This window comes from Micrococcus sp. MS-ASIII-49, assembly GCF_000946635.1.
Taxonomy (GTDB): domain Bacteria; phylum Actinomycetota; class Actinomycetes; order Actinomycetales; family Micrococcaceae; genus Micrococcus; species Micrococcus luteus.
In genome coordinates this window covers 1-209 of the sequence record NZ_JXSP01000118.1, presented here as the reverse complement: position 1 = coordinate 209, position 209 = coordinate 1, and the positions used below count along the sequence as shown (strand labels likewise).

Sequence of the window (209 nt, the reverse complement as noted above, 5' to 3'; positions counted from 1 at the left end):
GGCTCGAGTGAACCCCGCGTCCCGCCCCCGCCCGCACCACCCCCGCACCCCCGAGGACACCATGACCGTCAGCCCCCGCCCCGCCCAGGACCGCACCGTCACCGAGCAGGACCTGGACACCCTGTCCCGCCAGCTCGGCCGCCCGGTCCGGGACGTCGTGGAGATCGGTGCCCGCTGCGTGTGCGGCAACCCCCTCGTGGCCACCACCG

1 pseudogene is annotated in these 209 nt (G+C 76.6%); it reads left to right on the top strand.

Annotated elements, in window-relative coordinates:
- Positions 1–61: 61 nt before the first annotated feature.
- A pseudogene (locus tag SJ20_RS08700) lies at positions 62–209 on the top strand (DUF501 domain-containing protein); the annotation flags it as partial.